At 66.0% G+C, this 17,833-nt stretch carries 13 protein-coding genes; 8 read left to right on the top strand and 5 right to left on the bottom strand.

Features of this window, described 5'->3' with window-relative positions; all coding sequences use genetic code 11:
- Positions 1 to 4: 4 nt before the first annotated feature.
- Positions 5 to 1,075 (bottom strand): D-xylose 1-dehydrogenase Gfo6, encoded by a 1,071-nt coding sequence (gene gfo6 / locus BM337_RS08275; RefSeq protein ID WP_089815892.1) that lies wholly within the window; start codon positions 1,073 to 1,075, stop codon positions 5 to 7.
- A gap of 258 nt (positions 1,076 to 1,333) precedes the next feature.
- On the opposite strand from gfo6, the gene BM337_RS08270 reads away from it, so the two are divergent.
- The 6 genes from BM337_RS08270 (at position 1,334) to BM337_RS08245 (ending at position 7,762) form a co-directional block, all read left to right on the top strand.
- Positions 1,334 to 1,759 (top strand): hypothetical protein, encoded by a 426-nt coding sequence (locus BM337_RS08270; protein ID WP_089815890.1) that lies wholly within the window; start codon positions 1,334 to 1,336, stop codon positions 1,757 to 1,759.
- Between the two features lie 197 nt (positions 1,760 to 1,956).
- Positions 1,957 to 3,570: an ABC transporter substrate-binding protein gene (locus tag BM337_RS08265; RefSeq protein WP_089815888.1), complete on the top strand. Its 1,614-nt coding sequence runs from the start codon at positions 1,957 to 1,959 to the stop codon at positions 3,568 to 3,570.
- 284 nt (positions 3,571 to 3,854) lie between these two features.
- Complete coding sequence (locus tag BM337_RS08260) at positions 3,855 to 4,778, top strand: carbohydrate ABC transporter permease (protein WP_089815886.1); 924 nt, start codon at positions 3,855 to 3,857, stop codon at positions 4,776 to 4,778.
- A 1-nt stretch (position 4,779) separates the two neighbouring features.
- On the top strand, positions 4,780 to 5,667 hold the full coding sequence (locus BM337_RS08255) for a carbohydrate ABC transporter permease (protein ID WP_089815884.1): 888 nt from the start codon (positions 4,780 to 4,782) through the stop codon (positions 5,665 to 5,667).
- A 73-nt stretch (positions 5,668 to 5,740) separates the two neighbouring features.
- Complete coding sequence (locus BM337_RS08250; protein ID WP_089815882.1) at positions 5,741 to 6,967, top strand: ABC transporter ATP-binding protein; 1,227 nt, start codon at positions 5,741 to 5,743, stop codon at positions 6,965 to 6,967.
- Positions 6,968 to 7,036: 69 nt separating this feature from the next.
- Positions 7,037 to 7,762 (top strand): hypothetical protein, encoded by a 726-nt coding sequence (locus tag BM337_RS08245; protein ID WP_089815880.1) that lies wholly within the window; start codon positions 7,037 to 7,039, stop codon positions 7,760 to 7,762.
- Positions 7,763 to 7,925: 163 nt separating this feature from the next.
- Here BM337_RS08245 and BM337_RS08240 read toward each other — a convergent pair whose 3' ends face one another.
- Entirely contained in the window at positions 7,926 to 9,602 is a 1,677-nt protein-coding gene (locus BM337_RS08240) for a TCP-1/cpn60 chaperonin family protein (RefSeq protein WP_089817143.1), read from the bottom strand.
- 33 nt (positions 9,603 to 9,635) lie between these two features.
- Positions 9,636 to 9,830 (bottom strand): hypothetical protein, encoded by a 195-nt coding sequence (locus tag BM337_RS08235; protein ID WP_089815878.1) that lies wholly within the window; start codon positions 9,828 to 9,830, stop codon positions 9,636 to 9,638.
- Between the two features lie 123 nt (positions 9,831 to 9,953).
- Between BM337_RS08235 and BM337_RS08230 the strand changes: the two genes are divergently transcribed.
- Positions 9,954 to 12,017: a beta-galactosidase gene (locus tag BM337_RS08230; RefSeq protein WP_089815875.1), complete on the top strand. Its 2,064-nt coding sequence runs from the start codon at positions 9,954 to 9,956 to the stop codon at positions 12,015 to 12,017.
- Positions 12,018 to 12,083: 66 nt separating this feature from the next.
- Here BM337_RS08230 and BM337_RS08225 read toward each other — a convergent pair whose 3' ends face one another.
- Positions 12,084 to 13,649, bottom strand: a complete 1,566-nt coding sequence (locus tag BM337_RS08225) for a tryptophan 7-halogenase (RefSeq protein ID WP_089815873.1) — start codon at positions 13,647 to 13,649, stop codon at positions 12,084 to 12,086.
- 249 nt (positions 13,650 to 13,898) lie between these two features.
- Here BM337_RS08225 and BM337_RS08220 point away from each other — a divergent pair, with 249 nt between their 5' ends.
- The gene (locus tag BM337_RS08220; protein WP_089815872.1) at positions 13,899 to 14,642 is read left to right on the top strand and encodes a DUF7260 family protein; all 744 of its coding nucleotides are present in this window, start codon (positions 13,899 to 13,901) and stop codon (positions 14,640 to 14,642) included.
- A 764-nt stretch (positions 14,643 to 15,406) separates the two neighbouring features.
- Here the strand turns inward: BM337_RS08220 and BM337_RS08215 are convergent.
- Positions 15,407 to 17,719, bottom strand: coding sequence for a DNA topoisomerase I (locus BM337_RS08215; RefSeq protein ID WP_089815869.1), 2,313 nt, complete (start codon positions 17,717 to 17,719; stop codon positions 15,407 to 15,409).
- Positions 17,720 to 17,833 lie beyond the last annotated feature (114 nt).

Raw genomic sequence — 17,833 nt, 5'->3', positions numbered from 1 at the left:
CGCCTCACCGGTCGAGTTCGACGCGTCGCCCCTGCTCGGCGGATTCGTAGAGCGCGCGGATCGTGCGCATGTCGACCATGCCGTGTTCGCCGTCGGGCTCGGGGTCTTCCCCGTGCTGGAGGCGGTTGGCGAAGTAGTCGAACTCCTCGCGCATCTGGTCGACCGGTTCCGGCCGGTACTCGCCCTCGATATCCGGGCCGGAGACCCGGAGCACCTTCCGGGTGTTCGGGAAGAACAGCCCCTCGATGCTCAGTTCGCCCTCGGTGCCGACGAACCGCAGACTCGATGCAAGCGTCGCGCTGTGCGTGACCGTACACGAGGCGAGCTTGCCGTCGGGGAACTCGAGCTGGAACGCCCCGTGCTCGTCGGTCCCGTCGTAGGCGGGCTGTTCGGACTCCGTCCGGGCGTACACCGCCTCGGGGTTTTCCTCCAGGATGAACCGGATCGTGTTCAGCGGGTAGATCCCGATGTCGTTGAGGGTCGTTCCCCCGGAGAGCTCGGGGTCGAACCGCCAGCTGTCCTCGCCGACGGCGTCGAGGATCCGGTCCGACATGTGTCCGAGTACCGAGACGACGTCGCCGATGGCGCCGTCGTCGATCAGTTCCCGGGCGCGACGAGCCACCGGTTCGGTCTGGACGCGGTAGGCGACCATCAGCGGGACGTCGGCTTGCCGGCAGGCGTCGACGCACGCCCGGGCATCCTCGACGGTCGCTTCGAGGGGCTTCTCGCAGAGAACGGCTTTGTCGTGCTCGGCCGCGGCTTCGACGTGGCCGCGGTGGAGACCGTTCGGCGTGCCGACGTAGGCCGCGTCGTAGGCGTCGGTCGCGGCGCCGTCGGCGTACTCGTCGTAGGTGAGCGTCGCCTCGATCCCGTCGAGGTCGGCGGCGACCTCGTCGGCCTTCTCCGTACTGGAACTGACGAGGACCGTCGTCGTGCAGTAGTCTGCGTCTTCGACGGCGGGGATCGCCTGCTCGCGCGTCCACCAGCCGAGTCCGACCATGGCGAACCGAATCGGGTCGGCGTCTGTGGGGCGCTCCCAGTCGCGGGCACTGAAACTGTCGAGATCGTACTCCATACGCAAGGATTGGCTGCCCCCGATTGATAATCTTCGTGCCCGTGGATCTACGTGCATCGAGCAGCGCCGATCCCCGGGAGCATGGCCGACGATCCGGTCGCCCACGAGTGGCGTCGCAGTGCTCGAAGAAGTTCCTGTCGTGCTCGAAGGGGTTCCCGTGGACGGAAAGCGGAGCACACTACCCGTTCTGGCGCGTCGCGAACCTGGACCGACCGTGTTCCGGTCGGTTTTACGTCGCTCGCCCAGCAACGTGGGGCGATGGGAGCCACCGTGGACAGCGCGGATTCGCTGACGGTCGCCGGTGCGGTGAGTGGCGTCCTGACTGCCGTCGCACTCGGGTACGTGACCCTGCGGAACGGGGGCGGCGTGGGGATCGCGGCGCTCGTCGCGACCGTCTCCGGGGCCGGCGCGTTCCTGTTCGTCCCGTACGTGGTACGACTCGACCGGTTCGGCCAGGCCGACGACGACGAGGATCGACGACGGGTCAATCCCGGGGCCGCCGGGGCCGCACTGGGCGTGACCGGCCTCGTCGTCCTCGCGCTCTTGGAACTCCTCGGGGACTCGCTGCTCGCCGCCGGGATCGGGATTGCGCTCGGGGTGCTGGAGTTCGTCATCTGGTCGCTGGCCCTGCCGCGGGCCGCCCAGGAGCCGAAAGATCGGCCGCCGATACACCGACGGGGCTGACCAGACGTCGACAGTCGAATCTGGACATAGCCGACGACTCGCTTTTGGCCAGGTACACGTAGCACCGTTCGACACGCCAGGAAAGGGGATTTCCACCGTTTTGACGCCTAGATGGGGCGTTTACGAGGTACTCGGATCAGTGTGAAATGATACATGTCCCGTTAGATATATACTGATGCCGTTGTACAAGTCAACATATGCCACAGTCCGATGACAGTGACGCAGACGCAGACGGCGAGCCCGTCGACACCGGCGACGACGGCGGAGAGTACTCTCGACGGAACTTCATGGAAACAGCGGCTGCAGTGGGGGCTGTCGGCGCCACGGGCGGTCTCGCGGGTTGTTCGGGAGACGGCGACGGCGGAGACGGCGGAGACGGTGGTGACGGCGGAGACGGTGGTACGGACGGGACCGGCGAACAGGACTTCCTCTGGTGGACCATGCGGGGGTACATCCCCGCCGAGACCGAGGGGATCAAGAACGCCGCCAAGGGCTTCGAAGATGCCGCGGACGCCAACGTCAACCTGAGCACGGAGGTCATCACCTGGGACTCCATCTTCCAGGAGTGGGAGGCGGGCGTCCAGGGGCGGTCGCTGCCGAACGTCTCGGAGATGGCGGGCGAACACGCCGTCGACTTCGGGTACCGCGGCGCGGCCGAACCCCTCACCGACCTGTTCAACCAGTACGACGACTGGTACGACGTGATCAACAAGTGGCAGAACTTCCAGGGCGAGCAGTGGGCTGTCCCGTGGTTCATGGAGGTGCGCACGACACACGTCAACCGGAACCTCATGGACGAGGCCGGCGTCGACGGTACCTTCGAGACCTGGGAGGACATCGTCTCGAAGGGCCAGACGATCATGGAGAACACGGACCTGGCCGGCGCGTGGACGACGCCCGGGGCCCAGGACACCACGACCGGGCAGAACGTGGCCGCGTTCAACTACCAGGCCGGCGGGAAGTACTACGGGTACGAGGACGACCAGTGGAGCGTCGAGGCCGACGCCGCAGGCTCGCTGTTCACCCACCTGTGGGTGATGAGTATGCGCGAGCAGTGGGGTACGGCCCCGGGCGGCTGGGGTAGTATCGACAGCACGTCGAACCAGGAGCTCTTCCAGTCGGGCGAGGTCGCCGCGGCCCACCTCCCGACGGACCTGGCACGGAGCCTCATCGACCCACAGGAAGGCGTCAACGAGGAGTACGCGGACCTCGCCGAGGCGACCGAGCTCGAACCGATGCCCGAGGGACCGAACGGCGAGAGCCACTCGTTCATGGGCGGCAGCGTCTTCGGTTCGTTCACCGACGAGGTCGCCTCGTACAGCGCGGGATCGGAGATCTCGAAGGGCTTCGTCGACTACATGACGCAACCGGAGAACCTCAGCGAGTACTTCCCGGTGTCGGCGCCGACGTTCATGCCGGTCCGGAGCGGGCAAGAGGAGATGGAACTCTACACCAACAACCCGACGGAACTCCCCGACTCCTGGCTGGAGACTCGCCTGGAGCAAGCCCCCCAGGCCGTCCGCTACGGGGTCACCGGCTCCGGACAGGCCACCCCGTTCATGGGTTCACTGGAGGGGTCCACCAGCGGCTACTCCGTCGCGATCTCGGCGATGATCGGCAACGACGCCGACCCCAAGACGGCGCTCCGGAACATGGCCAACAACATCCGCTCGACGATCAACGAGGCCGACTACGTCGACCAGACGCTCGAGGAATCGTCGTCGGGCCCGTCGCTGGACGACGCCCCCGACATGGTTCAGGACTGGATCTCCGGCGACGGCAAACCCCAGATCTGGAACCCCTACGAGTAGCTACCGGAACCGGTGCCCGACCCCGGACGGCCCGGGGATTCGCGGCCGACGGGACCGGTGCGGTCGACCTGGCTCACCCCCACGAGGGCGGTCGCTCCCGTCGGCGCTTCGACGCGCGTTTCGCCGCCGACACGCGCTCGAGGGCTCGTCGAACCAGGTCACCAGCACTGCGCTACACCGTCCGGAAACCGACGACTACCGGACCAGTACCGTCAGCTAACCGACTGTTCGGTCGCCCGCAGCCGATTCAATAAAGTATCTGGGCCTGCTTGGTTTGATAGAGTATGTCAAACGCAACGCCGACCGAGGGAGGGTCGATAATAGAGGAGTACCGATACCTGCTCTCGAAAGAGAGTGTCTGGGGCTGGTTGTTCCTCTTACCGACGCTCGTCGCGCTCGCGGTCGTGAGCGTCTTCCCGATCATTCGCGGGATCCTGTTGAGCTTCTACGAGTACAACGCCCTCAGACCGAACGTCTGGCTCGGGTTCGGCAACTACACCACGATCTTCGGGCTGCCGGAGTTCTGGAACGTCCTGAAGAACACGTTCGTCTGGTCGTTCGCTTCGGTCGTGATGATGGCAGCGCTGGGCCTGGGCTTCGCGTTGCTCCTCGACCGGGAGTTCAAGGGGCGGTCCATCGCGACGACGCTCCTCCTGCTACCGTGGACGATCCCCTTCATCGCGGTCGCGCTGAACTGGAACCTGCTGTTCGACTTCAACCTGGGGATGTTCAACGGCATCCTGAACCTCCTCGGGTTCGAACGGCTCGACTGGCTCAGCCGCGGCCGGTACGCGCTGTTCTCGGTCACGCTGGCGTACGTCTGGCGGAACTTCCCCTTCTTCATGATCACGTTCCTGGCGGCGATGAAGGGGATCCCCCAGGACCTCTACGAGGCGGCGCGGGTCGACGGGTCGACCCGGCTCGACCTGTTTCGACACATCACGCTCCCCTTCCTGCAACCGATCGGGATCGTGACGACGCTGCTGATGAGTCTCTGGACGCTGAACCACTTCACGCTGATCTACGTGATGACCAGCGGGGGCCCCGGGAACGCGTCGATGGTGTTGCCGGTGTACATCTACCGGCAGGCGTTCCGCCAGAACGACTTCGGGCTCGCCGCGGCCATCGCCGTCGTGATGCTGATCATCATGATGGGGTACGGACTGGTGTACCTGCGACTCTACCAGGAAGAGGTCGGAGGCAAGTAACATGGCAACCCAATCACGCGATACGACCGAACTGTTCGGCGTCGAGCTGTCGGAGACAACCGTCGACCGGCTGAAAGCGGTCGGCTTCCACACGTTCCTGTGGGGGTCGATCTTCGTCGTCCTGTTGCCGGTCCTCTGGATGGTCGTCGTGTCCCTGAACCCCCTCTCCTTCCTCAGCGTCATCGAGGACCCCATGCGATGGGTCAACGGCGTCAGTCTCGACGCCTACGAGCGGGCGATATACGAGACCGACTTCCTGATCTGGTTCAAGAACTCGGCGCTCGTCACCCTCGCCGCGACCGCGCTGACGATCGTCGTCTGTACGTTCGGTGCCTACAGCATCGGTCGGCTCAGGTTCCGCGGCCGCAAGGCGGTGGCGACGTTCCTGTTGTTGACCCAGATGTTCCCGCTCATCCTCGTGGCCGTCCCGCTCTTTCTCATCTTCAGGGATCTCGGCCTCGTCAACACGCTCTACGGCCTGACGATCGCCTACATCGCGTTCATCCTCCCGTTCTCGATCTGGATGCTGCGGGGGTTCTACGAGAACCTCCCCGAGTCCCTGGAGGAGGCGGCGATGGTCGACGGCTCGACCCGGGTCGGCGCGGTCATCCGCGTCATCGTCCCGCTGTCGGCGCCGGCGATCGCGACGACGGCCATCTTCGCGTGGATCTTCGCCTGGAACGAGTTCGTCATGGCGCTCATCCTCATCAGCGACAGTTCCAAGACGACGCTCCCGCCGGGGCTGAGCACGTGGGTCGGCCGCTACTCGCTCCAGTGGGACCTGCTGATGGCGGGCGCGATCGGCGCGACGCTCCCGCTGATTATCATCCTGTTCTTCCTGCAGAAGTACATCATCACCGGCCTCGCCGAAGGGGCCGTCAAGACGTGAGGTACTCAGAATGACACGACACACCACACACACCACCGAAAACGTAACCCAGCGAGGAGGCGAGCGATAGACTATGGCCCGAATACTGTTCGACGACGTCACCAAGATCTACGGCGACGACACGCTGGCCGTGGACGGCTTCGATCTCGAGATCGAGGACGGCGAGTTCCTGACGCTCGTCGGTCCCTCCGGGTCGGGGAAGTCGACGCTGTTGCGGATGGTCGCGGGGCTCGAGGACATCACCGACGGCACCATCCACATCGGCGACAAGGTCGTGAACAACCTCCCCCCGCGCAGTCGGGACATCGCCATGGTGTTCCAGAGCTACGCGCTCTACCCGCACCTCACGGTGCGCGAGAACATGGCCTTCGGCCTCAAGCGGTCGACCGACCTCTCCGACCCCGAGATCAACGACCGCGTCCAGGAAGCCGCGGAGATGATGGGCATCGAACCCCACCTCGACCAGAAGCCAAAACACCTCTCCGGCGGGCAGCGCCAGCGCGTCGCCACCGGGCGGGCCATCGTCCGCGACCCGGGTGTGTTCCTGTTCGACGAGCCGCTCTCGAACCTGGACGCAAAGCTCCGGAAGCACATGCGGACGGAGCTCCAGCGCATCCAGAATCAGCTGGACACGACGACGATATACGTCACTCACGACCAGGAAGAGGCGATGACGATGTCCGACCGCATCGCCATCCTCAACTACGGGGAACTCCAGCAGGTCGGCTCGCCCCGGACGGTGTACAACGACCCCGAGAACGTCTTCGTCGCGCAGTTCATCGGCAGCCCGTCGATGAACATGTTCGTCTCGGAGCTCGACACCGACGCCAGTCGGTTCGTCGGCGACATCGACGTCTCCATCGACCCCGAGCGAGCCAGCGCCATCGCACAGAACGCCACGTCAGACGAGCTCCTGCTCGGCATCCGGCCGGAGCACGTCACCGTCCACCTCGAGGCCGTCGAGGAGTCCGTCCCCGCGTCCGTCGACATCATCGAACCCCTGGGGAGCAACGACCTCCTGTACTTCGACCTCGAGGACGGGAACGGCGTCGAGGACGTCATCGCCGACAGCGTCAGCATCGGCGAAGACGAGGAAAAGGACGAAGAGGAGTACAAGGTGTTCATCCAGCCAGACTCGGTGCCGATCGAGTACGAGGACACCGGCGAACTCGTCTACCTGACCTTCGACACCGAACACATGCACGTGTTCGACCCCCGGACCGGGGAGAACATCGACGTGGAGACGACGACGCGGACGACGGTCGACGCACAGACCGAGACCGCCGGTGACGACGACTGACGTCCGCCGCGGGACCCGTGACGTCCCGATCGTCACGTTCGTGCCCGTGGACGACGCCGGTACCGACACATGAGTGCTGACGACGGCTCACCCAGATACGACACGGGGTACGACCCCAGCGCCGACCCGCACGGTCCGGACGTGGGGGTCGGCGGGACGAAACTGACCTACCGCCGGTTACCGAGCCAGTTCCGGGGCGCCGAGAGCGTCACCGAACTCGTCGCGACGATACGAGCGTACGGCTGGCTCCCGCCCGTGCTCGCACTGGTGACCTACGGCGTCGCGAGAGGCGTCTTCGAGTTCACCGCGGAGACGTACGCCATCGCCAACGGCTACTTCTTCGAGGCCTGGCCGGCCGCGGTCCTGATCAACGTCGTCTTCGGCCTCTTCCTCGGCGGGTTCTCCTGGTTCCTCTACTTCGGCGTCGTCGGCGTGTTCGCCGGCTTCTTCACCGAGGAGACGAGCATCGACACGGGCATCTTCAAGGCCGGCGCGTACCTGTTGCTGGTGTTCGTCCCGCTCCTGGCGATCAGCGCCGTCGTCGCGACCACCATACCGTCGTCGGTCGTAACCCTCACGGGCGAGGGCGCACCGGCCGTCGCCGACGCCCACAGGGCACTCGCCGCGACGCCGCAGATGCGCGCCGTCGGCGTCCTGATCGCGGCGGGGTGGGTCGCGGTCGGATTCTTGCTCCTGCCGATCGTCAGGGAACTGTACGGAATCGACAGGAAAGCGGCCGTCGTCTCGGTGCTCCCGGTGACGCTGGTCGCCGTCGTCGCGACCGTGCTGGTCTGACCGCGTCGGCCGCTGCCCGGGAGTCACAGTGGTAGTTGTAAGCCCGTACCAGCGTTCGACGTGGTCAGTACCGGCGAACGCCGATAGACTCACTCCGTTCGTCTATCGAGCCCGGCCTCACGCAGTTCGGCCGGACGCCGGTAAGGGCTTACAACTACCACTATCAGTCGTCCATATCCGGCCCGGCCATCAGGTTCCCCGGCGGCTCGTCGTACTCCGGTTCGCCGAGGACGCTGTCGACGGTGGGTACCCGCTGGTCGACGAGGAAGTTGTCGACGCGGGTCAGGCCGTTGACGAACTCGACGGCCCGGACGAGCCCGGAGACCCGGACGCGGAAGGCGTCGAGGCCGTCGTGGGCGACCACGTCGTCGACCACCTCGCCGTCGGCCGAGACGCCGGCGCGGTCGTCGCCGGCATCGTGACGGCCACGCAGGTCCGCCAGCGCTGCGAGCGGGTCGAGTCCCGCGTTGTGCGCCAGCGTCTTCGGAACCGTCTCCAGGACGTCAGCGAAGGTCTCGACGGCGAGCTGTTCGCGGCCGTCGAACCGCCTGGCGAACGACCGGACGTCGACCGCCGCTGCGACGTCGGGCGCGCCGCCGGCCGGGAGCGCGCGCGGGTCCTGGACGACCGCACGGAGTGCGTTCTTCCCGGTTCGGATGCGGCGCTCGGCCTCCTCTGCGACCGATTCGGTGCCGCCGCGGACGACGATCGTGACGGCCGGCTGCCCGGTCCCGGGCGGTGCCTCGAAGGCGAGCCAGTCCGTGTCACGGGCCATGTCCCGGCGGCTCAGCCGCACGTGACCGAGGACGTCCGGATCGATACTCGCGCCGGGGCTGACCGGCCCGATCGGCGTGGCGCCGGTCACGATCTGGAGGTACTCGAAGGTGGAGTCCTTGGTGTCCCTGACGAGTACCGCTCCCTCGCCGGCGAGTTCGTAGGCGACCTGCATGTCAGCGTCGCCGGTCACGACGACGGCGACGGCACCGGTCTCGCCGATGGCCTCCGCGATGCCGGCGCTCTCGTCGAAGCTTTCGGCGGTCTTGGCGGGGTCCTCGGGGTCGATGGAGACGGAGACGTCGGCCGTCAGTTCGCGCGAGGTCAGGTCGCCGTCGACGAGCAGTATCGGCCCCTCCGCGGGGAGGAGGTACTCCGCGTCGACGACCTCGCGGGGGACGACCGCCCCCTCGACGAGTTCCGTGTCCGTGACGGTGCCGCCGTGGACGGCGACGGTGTCGGCGTGGTCGAGTCGGGTCGTCCCCGTTTCGGGGTCCGAGACGCGCAGGACGGCGTCGACGACGGTGTCGACGACCTGGTCGAGCGGCCACGACTGCGTGCGCCCGTTGGTCATCCCCGTCATCGCGATGGTCTCGAGTGTATCGCGGTGGAGTTCACCCTCACGGGCGACCGGGACGGCCATCTCGACCCAGTTCTCGATAGTCCGCTGGGCGGCGATCGAGTAGCCCTCGACGACGTCGTTCGGGTGGACCCCCTGGTCGACCAGATCCATCGACGCAGAGAGGAGGTCACACGCGAGCAGGAACATCGTCGTGACGCCGTCGCCGACGTCGTCCTCGTGGTCCTCGGCGAGCGTGATGTACTGCTGGGCGATCGGGTCGTCTGTCTCGCCCTCGAACTCCTCGATGATGCCGATGCCGTCGTTGGTGACGAACCCCCGGAGTTCGTCGTCGGGCATCCGCCTGACGATCATCTTGTCCAGTCCCAGCGGGCCGAGTGTCGACCGGACCAGCTCGGCCATGGCGCCCGAGGTCTGTCGGACGGCCGCTCGGGTCTCCCGCGACGGCACGCGCGACCAGCCAGTGTAGGTCTCGTCAGTCGTCATCGTCGGTCTGACCCCCACGTAGCGTCCAGCACGTTATCGCACCAGTAGCTTGTCGTAGGCGAACAGCGCGAGGACGATGATCAAAAACGCGTAGGCCAGCTCCCCGATCAGGTTCCACCCGAGGCTGTTGCGCAGGAACTGGGTGCCGACGAAGACGAGAACGGCGGTGGCCAGGATAAGGCCGACCAGAATACCGACGTTTCGCCGTTTGTCGTAGTTGACGGACATAGGTATGGGAGAGTATCACACTCCGGGACTATAAATCAACCGTGGTCCGGCGAACAGTCCGTTCGGCCGGCCCGACTCGCTGCGGCGGATACCTATATCAACGCGGCTACCGACACCAACGGTATGGACATTGGCGTCTGTTACTTCCCCGAGCACTGGCCGCGCGAGCGCTGGGCGACCGACGTCGAGCGCATGGCCGAGGCCGGCATCGAGTACGTCCGCATGGGCGAGTTCGCCTGGAACCGCTTCGAACCCGAACCGGGCACGTACGACTTCGAGTGGCTCGAAACCGCGGTCGACCTCGTCGCCGACCACGGGATGCAGGCCGTCCTCTGTACGCCCACGGCCACGCCACCGAAGTGGCTCACGGACGAGTATCCCGGCATCCGTCAGGAGGAACCCGACGGCACCCCCCTGGAGTTCGGCAGCCGCCGCCAGTACTGTTACAACTCCCCCGACTACCGGCGCGAGAGTCGGCGCATCATCGGGAAGCTGGCCGAGCACTTCGCCGGTCACGACGGCGTCGCAGGCTGGCAGACCGACAACGAGTTCGGCTGTCACGAGACGGTCCGGTGTTACTGTGACGACTGCCAGAGCGCCTTCCGGGACTGGCTCCGCCGGAAGTACGACGACGTCGACGCGCTCAACGAATCCTGGGGGAACGCCTTCTGGAGCCAGGAGTACCGGGACTTCTCAGAGGTCGACGTCCCCGGGCCGACGCCCGCGGAGGGACAGCACCACCCGACTCGGCTGCTCGATTTCCACCGCTTTTCCAGCGACAGCGTCGTCGACTACAACCGACTGCACGTCGAGGCGCTGCGCGGCGCCGAGGCCGACGGCGACGACTGGTTTATCACGCACAACTTCATGGGCGACTTCGAACCGCTGGACGCCTTCGACGTGAGCGATGACCTCGACTTCGCCGCGTGGGACTCGTATCCGACGCTGCACGCCCAGCAGGCCCCCGACACGCCGGCCCCGGAGAGCGAGGCTGGTGCCGACGTCCAGCGGGTCGGCGACCCCGACCTCACGGCGCTGAACCACGCGCTCTACCGCGGCGCGAGCGAGGGGCCGTTCTGGGTGATGGAGAACCAGTCGGGCGACATCCGCGCGTACCCCTACTCGGCCGAACCCGCCGAGGGCATGATGCGCCTGTGGGCCCACCAGGCCGCCGCCCACGGCTGTGACGTCGTCTCCTACTTCCGGTGGCGGCGCTGCCGGTTCGGCCAGGAACAGTACTGGGGCGCGCTCAACAACTACGACGGGTCGCCGGACCGCGGCGTGGGCGAGGCTGCCAAAGCTGCCGGGGAGTTCGCGGAACTGCCCGACCTCGCTGCGCCCGAGGGCGAGGTGGCGCTGCTCGTCGACTACGACAGCATGTGGGCGCTCCACTCGGAACGCCACACACCCGACTACGACTACTGGCCGCACTGTCGGGCGTACTACCGGGCGCTCCGTCGACGCGGCGTCACCGTCGACGTAATCCCGACGGACCGGAATCTCGACGACTACAGCGCGGTCGTCGCACCCTCCCTGCACCTGGTCGACGAGGACCTCGCCGGGCGACTGGCCGACTACGCCGCCGACGGCGGAGAACTCGTGCTCACCGTCCGCAGCGCCGCCAAGGACGAACACCACAAATTCCGCGACGAGCTCGCTCCCGGGCCCCTCTCGGAATCACTCGGCGCACGCGTCGTCCAGCACGAGAGTCTCGCGCCCGGCGTCGAGACTCGCGTGACCTACGGGGACCAGTCGCGTGGCGACGGCACCGACGGCGGTGAGCCCTACGCGTTCCGGACCTGGGGCGAGTGGCTCGACGCCGACGCCGCCGACGTGCTCGGTCGCCACGACTCCGGACCCGCAGCGGGCGAACCAGCGATCGTCCGCAACGACCACGGCGAGGGCGGCCTCACCTACGTCGGCGTCTGGCCCGAGTCCGACCTCGCCGACGCGCTCGTGGCCGACCTGCTGGAGCGCACCGCCGTCCCCGCGGCCGACCCGCTCCCCGACGGCGTCCGCCTGACCGAGCGCGACGGCTACACCTGGGTGACGAACTTCGGTCGCGACCCCGTCGCGGTCGACGCCGGCGACGCTGCCGTGGTGGTCGGCGACGCCACCGTTCCGGGCCGCGACCTCGCGGTCGTCGAGGGCCCCGCACACGACGTCACGGTGGAGAGCGGCGACTGACGGCGAGGAATAAGCCGCGGAGCAACAGGAACCGGCGGGACGGCGTGCTATGGCCCGGACAGCGCGCTATCGCCCGGACGGCGCGGCGGCTTGTGCGAACGCCCGCTCGTTCCGGACGAACGAGTCCACGACGCCCGACTTGTACACCTGCTCGTAGGAGAGACAGGTGTCGGCGAGGTCGTCGACGTAGCCGTTGCGCTGTCGCCAGCGCTCTCGCACCTCGTCGCTCACGGTGAAGTCGTTGTCCTCGTAGAAGCTCGACTCGGCGCCCATGTGTCGCATGACGAAGTAGAGACTCGACGTCGGGAAGGCCAACATTCCGCGCGGGGCGCCCTCCTCGGTGACGAGTTCGGAGTCGAACAGCTCGAAGCCGTTGGCGTCGTAGTAGTCGATGTAGTCGCGGACGCGGTCGCTTATCGGGATCGACTGCATCTCCTCCCAGAACGCGGTGTCGCCGTCGGCGAAGCGGTAGTGGATGCTGATGAAGTCGTAGACCGAGTTCCAGCTGCCGCGGACGTACCGGTTGTACGACTCCCGGAACCCGTCGTCGACGATCCGGCCCCTGGCGGCGAGCCGTCGCGACAGTCGCAACGCGGTGTTGAGGTGGGTGGTCAGCGACGTCGCCTGGAGCGGTTCGATGAACCCCTGGGCGTTGCCGGTCGCGACGCAGTTGCCGACCCACGGCTCCTCGTAGAAGCCCGAGTCGAAGCGGTAGTAATCGACCTCGCCGAGGTCCTCCTCGCGGTGGGCTCTGAACTCCGCGAGCGCGTCCTCGTCGGAGACGTGGTCGGAGCTGAACACGTAGCCGAGGCTCCGGCTGTCGTAGGTGTCGATCTGCCAGAACCAGCCGTGCTCGCCCGTCTCGAGGACGGTCGCGGGGACGATCTCCGAGAGCGGGCGGTCGGCGGCGGCCCGGACGGCGGTGTCGAGTGGCACGTCGAAACTGCGGTAGGCGGCGTCGAGTTCGTCCATCAGGAGGCGCTTGAACCCCGTCGAATCGACGTAGAGGTCGGCCTCGTAGGTCGCACCCGAGGCGCCGTGGACGGCCGCGATACGCGTCCCGTCGGCGTCCGTCTCGACGTCCGTGATCCGGTCGTCGACGAGCGGGACGTCCCGTTCCTCACAGAGCGTCCGGAGGAACTCGTTGAAGCGACCGACGCTCAGGTGGTACGCCATGTTCGGGTACATGGCGTAGGTGTCCTGGCTGGGCGCGTAGACCAGCGGCGTCTTCCCGCGTTCGGCGATCCCCTCGGCGGGCGTCGACATGTCCCCCGTCTCGTAGTAGTGATACAGCGACTCGACGGAGTTCGGGTCGTCCACGTCCGGTTTGACCGACCGGATGTCGAAGGCGTAGTGGAACGGCTCGTAGCCACACCAGTCCCGGAAGTACGACGAGGCCTTCCAGACGGGCTTGACCTCGCGGAGGAACCGTCCCTCGTCGATCCCGAGCACGTCGTGCAACAGCGGGATGATCGACTGGAACGTCCCCTGGCCGACCTCCGTCGGCGGTTCGCCGAAGTCGTCGACGACGGCGATGTCCACGTCCGGGTTCACCCTGCGGAGCGTGAGCGCGGCGAGGAGTCCAGCGTCTCCACCACCGACGACGGTAATGCTCGAAACGTCAGTGCCCATTTCGCTCTGCTTGGAGAGATTGGGATAAGTATCTGTCTCCGGCCTGGCCGAACGCGACGCCACAGGTGGCGGAGGGAAGCGCGGGCCGAGGAGCACTGGCGTGCCCGGAATCGCTGCCCGTACAGTGACGCTCTCGTCGAGGCGAAACGGCCGAGGGAGTTAATTTCGGCGATTCGAAGCAGAAACAGCTGACGAGACCTATTAATGTAAAACAAGCATTTTAGTTATGTGGTACCGTAGTACATGCCAATGGCTGAACTCGAGTCCCACCACGACCCGCGCCAGCACCTCTCCATACTCCGCCATCACGTCCTCGGACCCGTGTTGAGGGCAGAAACACTCACAGAGCGCGTGCGAAACGAGGTCGCCAGCGAGCGGGACGCGTTCGACGCGTTCGCCGACCGCGTGGCTGCCACCACTGCCGACTCGCCCAGACCACCTGCGCTCATGGCTGGAAGCGTAGATACCAGCGGGACGTCGTCTGCGACGGCGCCACTCCGGGAAGCGTACGAAGCGACGGTGATGGCGGTACAGCACTACGACGACGTCTACGACGAATCAGTCGAGGAAAACGCGAGGGCGGAGTTCGGGCCGGACCTGGCGAGTCTCCTCTCCCCGGAGACGTCGACGACGTTCACGCGGTCTCACAGGGAGTTGCTCGTCGCCGCGGCGGAAAAGCGGGCGCGTGACCGCGATGAGTTCTGTGACAGGCTCGATTCGGAACTGCACTCGCTCCGTTCGAGACGCCACGACGTCACGACCATCCTCGACAACCTCGACACGAGTATCGTCCCAGCCTGGTACCGCGACCAGTTCGAAGAGGAGGTCAGACAGGTGCTTCGCACTCGCCAGTCGACGCTCGGGTCACAATCGTCCGTCTCGTACATCGACGAGCACAGCCTCTGTGCGTATCTGTACGCCGAGGAGTCGTGGACGTATCCGATTCTCACTGCGGTCGCGCGATTGCTCGACTCGATATCAGTACCGGAGTGAACGGTAGAAAAGTCAGCCGTGTTAGGTGATGGCCGCGACGGCTGGACTTGTGGGGTGGGTTGGGTGGAGTGCCGGATGAACCACAAATGAACTCCGGCACCAGTTCTAGACGTTGCCAACGTAAAAACTGCATGCCGATTTAATTAGGTTTGTAAAACACCTGTCTCGAAGCCGAACCAGCTGCAAGTGGGGTGAGCCCAGATTCACCCTGTGGCAGCCGGACGGCTGGTGGCGCCACCAGGTTGCACCAGTGGGCCCGAGTGACGGCAACGGGCGAGGATTCACGAAAAGGACCCGGCTCGAAGCCCAAGCAAGTGCCAGGGGATGAGCGTTCGATGGCCGGGTCTCCCATGCCAGTACTTGTGCCAGTACTAGCCCTTGAAAGGGGAGCGCCGAGGGATATAGCTCCTCCGACCGACGCATTACAGGGGCCACTGGTGGCAATCGGGTGGCGATATCGGGTCCCATCTGGACGACGACGGTGCGAGAAACGGATGGCAGCCGCGCGGTGGGTGCCGACAGACTGCGGCTGGACTGAACTGGCTGTGGGGTGGGGTAGGTATGTCGTAGCGGTACTGTGCCACCGCCGTTAATATGTTAGAATTAATGGAGTGAATAACAGCAGACGATGTAAGTAGGCCAGAATGACCGAAGGATGGTAATCCGTCGGGGCAGCTGGCGCCGCTCGAAAGCGTCCAGACCAGGTGGTGGCACGGAGACAGCGCCAGCCAGCGGGAACGGTCGCTGGCCACGCGCCGGCGCCATCAGCTCTTGTAGTTCTCGTAGTTGCAGATGGGACACCCCAGCTGCCACGGGCTGCTGTCCTCCTGGTGAATCACGACCGCCGGGAGGTCGTGGTCGTCGCAGACGTCGTCGGTGACTTCGAGTTCCCCGTCACGGGGAAGCGGGAGGGAGTAGTCGCAGTCAGGATATCGGGTACACCCCACCAGCCGAGAGCCGCTGTGGACTCGCTTGATCGCCAGTTCGCCACCCTCGCTGGCGTGACACTCCGGGCAGTCACCGATGACCCGGTCGTCTGTGTCGGCGGCGTCCCGTTGCTGGCATCGCGGACACCCGAAGACGAACGTCTTCGACCCGGCGATCATCTTCACGTGGTGTAACCCGTGGTCGTCGCACAGCTCGTCGAGAACGTGTGGCCGACCTTTGTTCGGGAGCGGGAGGGTGAACTCGCAGTCCGGATAGCCGTTGCAGCCGACGAATCGCGACCCGCTGTTGGCCTGCCGCGGCAGTAACGGTTCCCCACACTCCGGGCAGTCGCCGACGCTGTCGCTCTCGTCGATCTCCGTACGGAGCAACTCGCCGATCTCGTCTCTCGCGCCCTGGAGGTCCTCGAACACGTCCTCCAGCATCTCGCGCGAACTCCGCGTCACCTCGTCCAGCGTCGTTCCCCCGTCCGCGATCGCCGTCATGTCGTCCTCGAGCTGTGCCGTCATCTCGGCCGAAGCGACGTGGGCGCCGTACTCTTCGGTCGCGGACACGACTTTCCGGGCGAGCTCGGTCGGTTCGGGCGGGTTGCCCGTGACGTAGTCCCGGTCGTAGAGCTTCTCGATCGTGTTGTGTCGCGTGCTCTTCGTGCCGAGACCGAGCGACTCCATCTTCTCGACGAGCTTCGACTGGCCGTAGCGGTTCGGCGGCCGCGTCTGTTTCTCGTCGAGCCGGCTCTCGACGATCTGCAGGGCGTCCCCCTCGGTGACCGCCGGGATGGTCGTCTCTTCCGTGTCGTAGTACGGGTAGACGGCGTGGTACCCCGGTTTCACGAGGCGGCTCCCGTTCGCCTTCAGCGAGTGGCCCGCGACGTCGACGTCGACCCGGAGTTTTCGCCACGTCGCGGCGTCGGCGAGCGTCGCGAAGAACCGGCGAACGATCAACTCGTATATCTCCCACTCCCTGCCTTTCAGGGCTTTCTTCTTCGGCACGTCTTCGGTCGGGTGTATCGGCGGGTGGTCCGTCGTCTCGGTCTCCCCCGCAGTCGGCGAGATGGACTCCTGGTCGAGCAGGGCTTCGGCATCGGCCTCGAACGGCGACGCTTCCGAGAGCGTCTCGAGCAACGCTCGCGGGTCCAGATCGTCCGGATACACCGTGTTGTCGGTGCGCGGGTACGTGACGTACCCGTCGTCGTAGAGGTCCTCGGCGACGTTCATCGCCGGTTTGGCGTCGTAGCCGATGGCGTTCGCGGCCTTGATGAACTCCGTCGTGTTGAACGGGATCGGCGGATTGTCCGTCCGCGTCCTGTCGTCGACTCGCTCGACCGTGGCCTCCGAGGCGTCGTCGACGTCACCGTAGACTGCTGTTGCCGCATCTTCGTCCCAGAGCCGTTCTGCCTCGTTCTCCTGGTCGTTCAGGTAGAAGTACTGGGCCTCGAACGAGTCGTCCTCGTCCGTCCGCCCGAGGTCGGCGTAGATCTCCCAGTAGTCGTCCGGGTCGAAGTTCTCGATCTCCCGCTCGCGGTCGACGAGCAGTTTCAGCGTCGGCGTCTGCACCCGACCGACGCTGACGAACCCGTCGCCGCGCTGGTTCGAGGCCAGCGTGAGGAAGCGGGTGAGCGACGCCCCCCAGCGCAGGTCGATCCGTTGCCTGGCTTCACCCGCCGCGGCGAGGTCGAAGTCGATCTCGTCGGGGTCCTCGAAGGCGTTCCTGACTTCGGGGCCGGTCAGCGACGAGAACCGAACCCGGTCGACGGGCGCGCTGTCGTTGACGGCCCGAACGAGGTCGTAGGCTTCCTTCCCGATCAGCTCCCCTTCCCGGTCGTAGTCCGTCGCGATGACGACCCGGTCGGCCTCGCTCGCCAGCGTGTTCAGCGCGGCGACGATGTCGGGCTTCGACGCCCGCTTCGTTACTTCGGCGTCGATCAGCGAGGCCGGCGAGACGCTCCCCCACTCGTTGTACTCGTCCGGGAAGTCCACCTCGACGACGTGGCCGGCCAGCCCCATACAGTAGGTGCCGCCCCACTTGAACACGGTCACGCCACTGACTTGCTCCCGCGTCGCACTATCCTTGCTCAGTATGCCCGCGATCCGCTCGGCCGCGTTGTATTTCTCGGAGACGATGAGTTCCATAGACCAGTTAGTAGCACAGGTAACGGGGAGAACGCACCTAAACGTTCGTTCTCCGGGTGCCCCGGTTCACCGGTCGGAGACCACGACGTCGGGTGCCGACAGAGATAGTGAGCA

It is taken from the genome of Halomicrobium zhouii (genome assembly GCF_900114435.1).
In the GTDB taxonomy this organism is placed as follows: domain Archaea; phylum Halobacteriota; class Halobacteria; order Halobacteriales; family Haloarculaceae; genus Halomicrobium; species Halomicrobium zhouii.
The sequence above is the reverse complement of the archived record's forward strand: the minus strand, read 5'-3'. Positions and strand labels throughout refer to the sequence as shown.

Coding starts and splice junctions, on each gene's coding strand:
- BM337_RS08235 (WP_089815878.1), bottom strand. CDS start 9,830: ATGTCCGTCAACTACGACAAACGGCGAAACGTCGGTATTCTGGTCGGC.
- BM337_RS08260 (WP_089815886.1), top strand. CDS start 3,855: ATGTCAAACGCAACGCCGACCGAGGGAGGGTCGATAATAGAGGAGTAC.
- BM337_RS08270 (WP_089815890.1), top strand. CDS start 1,334: ATGGGAGCCACCGTGGACAGCGCGGATTCGCTGACGGTCGCCGGTGCG.
- BM337_RS08215 (WP_089815869.1), bottom strand. CDS start 17,719: ATGGAACTCATCGTCTCCGAGAAATACAACGCGGCCGAGCGGATCGCG.
- BM337_RS08220 (WP_089815872.1), top strand. CDS start 13,899: ATGGCTGAACTCGAGTCCCACCACGACCCGCGCCAGCACCTCTCCATA.
- BM337_RS08225 (WP_089815873.1), bottom strand. CDS start 13,649: ATGGGCACTGACGTTTCGAGCATTACCGTCGTCGGTGGTGGAGACGCT.
- BM337_RS08255 (WP_089815884.1), top strand. CDS start 4,780: ATGGCAACCCAATCACGCGATACGACCGAACTGTTCGGCGTCGAGCTG.
- BM337_RS08265 (WP_089815888.1), top strand. CDS start 1,957: ATGCCACAGTCCGATGACAGTGACGCAGACGCAGACGGCGAGCCCGTC.
- BM337_RS08250 (WP_089815882.1), top strand. CDS start 5,741: ATGGCCCGAATACTGTTCGACGACGTCACCAAGATCTACGGCGACGAC.
- BM337_RS08230 (WP_089815875.1), top strand. CDS start 9,954: ATGGACATTGGCGTCTGTTACTTCCCCGAGCACTGGCCGCGCGAGCGC.
- gfo6 (WP_089815892.1), bottom strand. CDS start 1,075: ATGGAGTACGATCTCGACAGTTTCAGTGCCCGCGACTGGGAGCGCCCC.
- BM337_RS08240 (WP_089817143.1), bottom strand. CDS start 9,602: ATGACGACTGACGAGACCTACACTGGCTGGTCGCGCGTGCCGTCGCGG.
- BM337_RS08245 (WP_089815880.1), top strand. CDS start 7,037: ATGAGTGCTGACGACGGCTCACCCAGATACGACACGGGGTACGACCCC.